This window comes from Eggerthella sp. AM16-19 (genome assembly GCF_003474385.1).
GTDB lineage: Bacteria > Actinomycetota > Coriobacteriia > Coriobacteriales > Eggerthellaceae > Senegalimassilia.
Genome location: NZ_QUCY01000030.1, coordinates 1 through 6,764, shown reverse-complemented (window position 1 = coordinate 6,764; position 6,764 = coordinate 1). Strand labels below are relative to the sequence as shown.

Annotated in this window: 7 protein-coding genes; 3 read left to right on the top strand and 4 right to left on the bottom strand. The window is 63.1% G+C overall.

The genetic code is table 11. From position 1 onward, the window contains the following. The first annotated feature begins 114 nt into the window (after nucleotides 1-114). From DW178_RS09930 to DW178_RS09920, 3 genes are all read left to right on the top strand, one after another. Nucleotides 115-1,098: a helix-turn-helix transcriptional regulator gene (locus DW178_RS09930; protein ID WP_118351077.1), complete on the top strand. Its 984-nt coding sequence runs from the start codon at nucleotides 115-117 to the stop codon at nucleotides 1,096-1,098. A gap of 103 nt (nucleotides 1,099-1,201) precedes the next feature. Continuing rightward, nucleotides 1,202-2,389: a tetratricopeptide repeat protein gene (locus DW178_RS09925; protein WP_158574178.1), complete on the top strand. Its 1,188-nt coding sequence runs from the start codon at nucleotides 1,202-1,204 to the stop codon at nucleotides 2,387-2,389. A 92-nt stretch (nucleotides 2,390-2,481) separates the two neighbouring features. After that, on the top strand, nucleotides 2,482-3,015 hold the full coding sequence (locus DW178_RS09920; protein WP_118351073.1) for an adenine phosphoribosyltransferase: 534 nt from the start codon (nucleotides 2,482-2,484) through the stop codon (nucleotides 3,013-3,015). Nucleotides 3,016-3,101: 86 nt separating this feature from the next. Here DW178_RS09920 and panD read toward each other — a convergent pair whose 3' ends face one another. From panD to DW178_RS09900, 4 genes are all read right to left on the bottom strand, one after another. After that, complete coding sequence (gene panD, locus DW178_RS09915; protein ID WP_118351071.1) at nucleotides 3,102-3,497, bottom strand: aspartate 1-decarboxylase; 396 nt, start codon at nucleotides 3,495-3,497, stop codon at nucleotides 3,102-3,104. Between the two features lie 36 nt (nucleotides 3,498-3,533). Beyond that, complete coding sequence (gene panC / locus DW178_RS09910) at nucleotides 3,534-4,382, bottom strand: pantoate--beta-alanine ligase (RefSeq protein ID WP_118351070.1); 849 nt, start codon at nucleotides 4,380-4,382, stop codon at nucleotides 3,534-3,536. A gap of 237 nt (nucleotides 4,383-4,619) precedes the next feature. After that, nucleotides 4,620-5,447, bottom strand: a complete 828-nt coding sequence (gene panB / locus DW178_RS09905) for a 3-methyl-2-oxobutanoate hydroxymethyltransferase (RefSeq protein WP_118351068.1) — start codon at nucleotides 5,445-5,447, stop codon at nucleotides 4,620-4,622. Between the two features lie 18 nt (nucleotides 5,448-5,465). After that, nucleotides 5,466-6,398, bottom strand: a complete 933-nt coding sequence (locus tag DW178_RS09900; RefSeq protein WP_158574176.1) for a Rossmann-like and DUF2520 domain-containing protein — start codon at nucleotides 6,396-6,398, stop codon at nucleotides 5,466-5,468. Nucleotides 6,399-6,764: the final 366 nt, after the last annotated feature.

The window sequence follows — 6,764 nt, the reverse complement described above, 5'->3', positions numbered from 1 at the left end:
CTCACTCACTCACTCACTCACTCACTCACTCACTCACTCACTCACTCAATCAATCAATCGCCTATCATATGCAGATGCGCAATGTGCGCGAAGGAAGCTGCGTGAGGGGTCTGTATGGCGAAGGAAGTCAGCAAAGAGCGTTTGTTGGCGCTGCTGAAAATCATGTTCGAGAACACCGACGACGAGCAGGGGCTGACGCTCGAGCAGATTCTCGAGGAGCTAGAGGCAGCGGGCATATCCGCAGAGCGCAAGGCCCTGTATCGCGATTTCGAGGCGCTGAACAACGCAGGCATCGAGATTCAGCGGCAACACGTCAAACCCGTGCGCTACTTCCTTGCCAAGCGACCGTTCACCAAATCCGAGCTGCTGCTACTCATCGATGCGGTTCAGGGAAGCCGCTTCATCACGGCGCGGCAATCGACCTCGCTCGTTCGCTCCATAAAAAGCCTGGGCTCGAAGCACCAGGTGAAGGGCCTGGAAAAGCACGTGCACGTGGGCGGGCGCGTGAAAAGCCAAAACGATAGCGTGTTCCGCAACGTTGACGTCATACAAGAGGCCATCGCCGCCAAGCGCATGCTGTCGTTCAAATACACCGGCTACGATTGCTCCGCTCGGGTGCAGCTGCGCCACGGTGGCCAGCCGTACACCCAAACGCCGGTGCAGCTCATGTACTCCGACGGCTTCTACTACCTGGTCTGCTACAGCGAGAAGTACGACGACTTCGCCAACTACCGCGTCGACCGCATGTGCGACATCCACGTGACGCAGCAGCGCGCAATGCGAAACGCCCGCATTGCCACGTTCGACGCGGACGAGTACGACCGGCGCGTGTTCGGCATGTTCTCGGGCAGCTCGGTGCGCGCGGTGTTGCGCGTGAGGGAAAGCGCCATGAACGCCGTGATCGATCGCTTCGGGAAGGACGCGCACGTGAGCGATATGGGCGACGGCACTGCCCGCGTAAGCGTGGCAGCCATGGCGACGCCGGTGTTCTTCGGCTGGATAGCCCAGTTCGCCGGTCAGATCACGGTTGAGTCGCCGTCAAGCTTGCGACAAGGGTATGCCGGTTACCTGCATGAGCTCCTGCAGGACTACGAATAGCGGCATCGTGTTCGCCCCGTTCCCTCCTGCGCATAGCAGCTTCGGGCCGTCCTTGCTGATTCTCTGCTATGGTGGAACGGTATACCTTGAAGGGAACCACCACATGGACCTACGCAATCTTGACCCCTCATACGATGAAGCGCGCGACAGCCAGCAACGCGGCGGCTTGTCGTTGGATATCGGCGCGCGGTTTTACAACGACGGGCTTGCCTCCGATGACAAGCGGTGCTTCGAGGCGGCGCGACAGTTCTACGAGAAGAGCCTGAGCTTCGGCAATCCGCAAGCCGCGGTGAACCTTGGTTACATCTACGAATACGGACGTTTGGGCGAAGAGGATGCCGAACAGGCATTGGAGCTGTTCGAACGGGCGGCGTTTTGCGAACATCCGGAAGCGTTGTACAAGCTCGGCGACATGCTGTATTGGCGCAATATCGACGTTGAGGACGAATCGGCTGCAGATATCCAGGCGTTTGCGCTGTACGGCAAGGCGCATCGGCTTGCGCAGGGTCGCAACGAGCCCGATTGGCTGGGAAGCTCGGCCTTTAGGCTTGGGGGTTGTTTCGAATACGGGCGCGGCTGTGCCCGGGATTATGCGCTGGCGCAGGCGTATTACGTGCAGGCGGCGGCGAACTTCGAGGCAGCTCTTGACGATGGGTTCGACTATTATCGCGGCAACCTGGAGAAATGCCACCGCGCATTGCAGCGCCTGGGCGAGCGCTCCGACTCGTATGCGCAATGGAAGCCGCTGCCCTCGGGTGCGAAGTTCGATGTCGACGGCATTTTGCGCATCGATGGCGACTCGCTGGTCCCGGCGGGGTGTTACCGAGCCCGTTCGGGCGAGCAGCTTATCGTGGGTCAGCACGATGTGGATGAGGGCATGCGCGTGGACCGGCGTTTCGAGGTTTTGCGTTGCGCGCGCATGGTGGAGTTCAACCTGGCGATGCGCGGCTCTGTGGAGAATCGCAGCACCGTGCGCATCACGTTCGATGAGCTGGGCGCAGCGCTCGAGCAGGAGCTGGGCGTGATGGGGCAGCGCGAGTTTTTGCAGCTGGACTCCGAGGACGCCGCCGCATTGCGCGGGCAGCTGCTCGGCTTCGAGCTGGCCTCATGGGAGGAGGCCTATCAGCCGTATGCCGCTCAGGATGATAGCTTGGAGTGGAGCGTCGAGGTGCTCAGCGATGTGCAGGGCTTTTCCAGCAAAGGTTCCGGTGCTTGGCCGTATTACCTGCCATTTTTGTTCGAGGAGCTGCAGCGTTTCGGCGTGGCGAACATGTGGGTTCGTGGGCATTAACGCCGGAAGCGTCCGATTTCGGCGCACAGCGGCGCCGGATGTGCTCGGTGGCGCTACAATGACCAGGTCGCATATTCTAGGAAAGGACCGCCATGTCGTCGTTCGATTTCGAAGGCCGCATCACCGACATCGTCGATTATCCGAAGCCGGGCGTGGTGTTCAAGGACATCACCACGTTGCTGAAGGACCCGGACGGCTTTGAGGCCACCATCGATGCCATCGCCGAGCACTTTAAGGATTCGGGCGTGACCAAGGTTGTCGGCGCCGAAGCCCGAGGCTTCATGATCGGCGCGCCGGTGGCGTATCGCCTGCATGCCGGTTTCGTGCCCGCTCGCAAGCCGGGTAAGCTGCCGCGCGAGGTTCGCAGCGAAAGCTATGATTTGGAGTACGGAAGCGACGAACTGCAGATCCACGCCGACGCCATCGAGCCCGATGACGTGGTGCTGATTGTGGACGACCTGGTTGCCACGGGCGGCACCGCCGAGGCGCAGGCCAAGCTTATCAAGCAGTTCGGCGCCTCGCTGGCGGGCATGGGCTTCCTCATGGAGCTGGCGTTCCTCAATCCGCGCCAGGCAATCGCCAAGGTCACCGATGCCGAGGTCTTCTCCCTTGTGCAGGTGCACTAAAAGGTATCGCTGCTCTAACAACGTAAGAGGCCGGGATGCGCAGCTGCTCTGCGCATCCCGGCCTCTGTTCGTTTCCGCTCGGCGTGCTAGCGATCCATGTCCTCCAGTCGGCCATGGCGCTCGTAGCGCGTGATGCACTCGGGGCGGTTGTCGTCGTCGACGAACACCACGCGCGGCGGGTTCGCATCGGCTTCCTCGGGGGTCATCAGGGCGTAGCACATGATGATCACCTTGTCGCCCACCGAGACGCAGCGAGCGGCGGCGCCGTTGAGGCAGATCATGCCGCTGCCGCGCTGGCCTGCGATGACATAGGTCTCGAAACGCTGGCCGTTGTTCACGTCGACAATCTGTACCTGCTCGTACTCGCGGATGCCCGCGGCATCCATCAGGTCCTCGTCGACGGTGATGCTGCCCACGTAGTCAAGCTCGGCCTGGACGACGGTGGCGCGGTGGATTTTGCCCTTCAGCATGTTGGAAAACACAGTGGTTGGTCCTTTCGTAGGTTTTGGAGATTGAAGTTATTCGCCGAAGATGAAGTTGTCGATGAGGCGCGTCTTGCCGATGTAGACGGCCATGGCCACCAGAACCGGGCCGTCGACGGTCTCAACGGGCTTGATGCCGTCCCACGACACCATCTCGACGTAGTCGATGCGCGCCAGGGGCTCGGCCTCGATAAGCTGCTTCATGGCATCCAGCACCGTGGCGGCGGAGCGCTCGCCGGCTTCCATCAGGCGCTGGCCCTCGGCCACGGCGCGCGAGAGAACGAGCGCGGCGGTGCGCTCTTCGGCGGACAGGTAGGTGTTGCGCGAGCTTTTCGCCAGGCCGTCCTCCTCGCGCACGATGGGGCAGCCCACAACCTGTACGTTCATGTTCAGGTCGCGCACCATGCGGCGGATGACGGCCAGCTGCTGGGCATCCTTCTGGCCGAAGTAGGCGCGGTCGGCCTGGGAGATGTTCATGAGCTTGTTAACTACGGTGCACACGCCGCGGAAGTGCGTCGGGCGCGTCTTGCCGCACAGCTCGGCGGTGATGCCCTCGACGTTGACGTAGGTGCACGCATCGGGGAAGTACAGGTCGGCGGGCTCGGGATGGAGCACCAGCGTGGCGCCGGCGCCCTCGATCAGGCGCTTGTCGGCCTCGAAATCGCGCGGGTAGGTTTCCAGGTCCTCGCCCGGGGCGAACTGGATGGGGTTGACGAACACGCTGACCATGACGCGGTCGTTCTCGGCGACGGCGCGCTTGATCAGGCTCTCGTGGCCCTCGTGCAGGTAGCCCATGGTGGGCACGAGGCCCACGGTCAGGCCCTGCGCCTTCCACTCGCTGATAACCTGTTTTGCCTGTTCAGGGGTGGTGGCAACGGTAAGCATTTTAGTAGGTTTCCTTTCGGGTCCGGTAAATCGTGAGGCGGCGGGGGTCGAGGTGCCATGGACGCAGCAGGTCTCGGCACCCCCGCACGCGGCTTATTGCATTGGGGTTCTGATCGGCTCGCGATGGATCCGGGCGCGCCGGCGTTCGAATCCATCGCGAGCCGATATGGTCGTGGGGCTGATGGGGCGGGCGCGGCAAGGTTGCCTCGGTTGCCCGCCCCATCAGCCCGTTATCGGCTAGTACAGCTTCTCGAGCACTTCGTCGTCGATCTTGAACGTGTGCTCGGCGGAGGGGAAGGAGCCCTCGCGCACCTCGTTGATGTAGCTGGCGAAGCCGTTGCGCATGGCCTCGCCCACGTTCGCGAAGCGCTTGACGAACTTCGGGCAGAAGTCGCTGAACATGCCCAGCATGTCCTGGTAGACGAGGATCTGGCCGTCGCAGCCGGCGCCGGCGCCGATGCCGATGGTGGGGACGCCTACTTCCTTGGTGACCAGGGCGGCAAGCTTGGCGGGCACGGCCTCGAGCACGATGGCGAACGCGCCGGCGGCCTCGAGCGCCTTCGCGTCGGAGATCAGCTTGCGGGCAGCGGCCTCGCTCTTGCCCTGCACCTTGAAGCCGCCGAACGCGTTGATGGACTGCGGCGTCAGGCCCAGGTGCCCCATGACGGGGATGCCGGCGGCCACAATGGCGGCAACCTGCGGGCATACCTCCTCGCCGCCCTCCAGCTTCACGCAGTTTGCGCGGCCTTCCTTGAGCAGGCGGCCGGCGTTGCGCACGGCGTCGGGCACGCTGACCTCGTAGGACAGAAACGGCATGTCGCAGACGATCAGGGCGTTCTTGGCGCCGCGGGCGACGGCGGCGCTGTGGTGGATCATGTCCTCAACGGTCACGGACAGGGTGTCCTCGTAACCGAGCACCACGTTGCCCAGCGAGTCGCCGATGAGGATGCCGTCGATGCCGGCCTCATCCTCGAGCTTTGCGGTGGAATAGTCGTAGGCCGTGAGCATGGCGAGCTTGCGGCCCTCGGCCTTGGCCTGGGCGAACGTTGCCACGGTGTTCTTCATGGGTTTCTCTCCTTCGCTTTACCTGCGGGTTTGTGCTGATTCCAGCAGATTCCTCATCGGAGCGTGATCACGCTTGGGGTGACGCCGCGCGGCCAGTTCGCAAACGAAAAGCGACAGCGTGGCGTAGGTTTCGCGCATCTGCCCGTCCAATGCGGCCAGATGCTTGCGCACCGTTTCGATGTCGTTGCGCTCGATGGGGCCGGACAGGGCGTTTTGCGGGCCTTTTTGCGCGATGGCGGCGCAATTGCCGGTGAACAGCGGGCCGGCTGCCTGTAGAGCTTGCTCGGGCGTGAACCCGCAGCCCTCCAGGATGCCCAGTCCCTCGGAGGCAAGGCCGCACACCAGATTGCTCAGGAACACCGCCGCGGCGTGGTAGCGCACCTTCGCGTCGGCCGCGATGGTGCAGTGCGGATTGCCCGCCGCATCCAGCAGCGCGCCCGCCGCATCGACCGCGGCCTGGTCGCCTTCAAGCGTGAAGAACATGCCGGCAAGGCGATCGGGCGCATCGGCGCTGGTCGGGACGTCGGGCACGGCGCACAGCGGGTGAACGCTTGCGCAGGCTGCCCCGGCTTTGCGGCATGCGTCGAGCTCGCTGGAGGCCAGCGCGCCGCTTGCGTGGCACACCAGTTTCCCGGAAAGGCCGCCTGCCGGCGTGTTCGCCGCGGCGTCGGCCAGCTGGCCGGCCGCTTCGGCGATGGCGCCATCGGGCACGGTTATGAAGATGAGGTCCGTGGAATCAAGAAGCGCTTGCAGCGAGGAAAAGGAAACGGAATGCGTGCACTGCGATGCCCAAAGCGCCGCCTTTTGCGTGCGGCTTGCATAGCCTGAGACCTTCGAACCGTGTTCGAACAGATGCGTTCCCAGGGCGAACCCGATTTTGCCGGCTCCCACGAACCCCACGCGCAAGCGCGCGTCACGTTCTGCGGGGCACGAACCAACCGATGCGGTCACGTCAGTGCCTTTCGTTTCTTTGCTGCGAGGCTGGATGCCTGGACTTGTTCCGGGTCACCCGCGCTCCTTTACGAGGGGGCAGTATACGCCGTGGCGAAGCGCCGATGCAAGCGTCGTGGGCATTCGATTCCGAATCCAAATGAAAGGCACGCAAACAGATGAAGTTGGACTATAGTTTGAGTTGTATTCAACCGAGAATAGCCTGCCGAAGGCGGGCTCTCGGTGCGAGCGAGCGGCGTGCGTTGCGCCTCGCCGCCATTCGGGGAGCCGAGTGGCGGGTTATGGATGCGCTGCGCGTCGCCTTTGCGCCGGGCATCAGGAAAGAGACCAGCTATGAGTAGTCAAGACCCGTAAGACAAGTTTTCT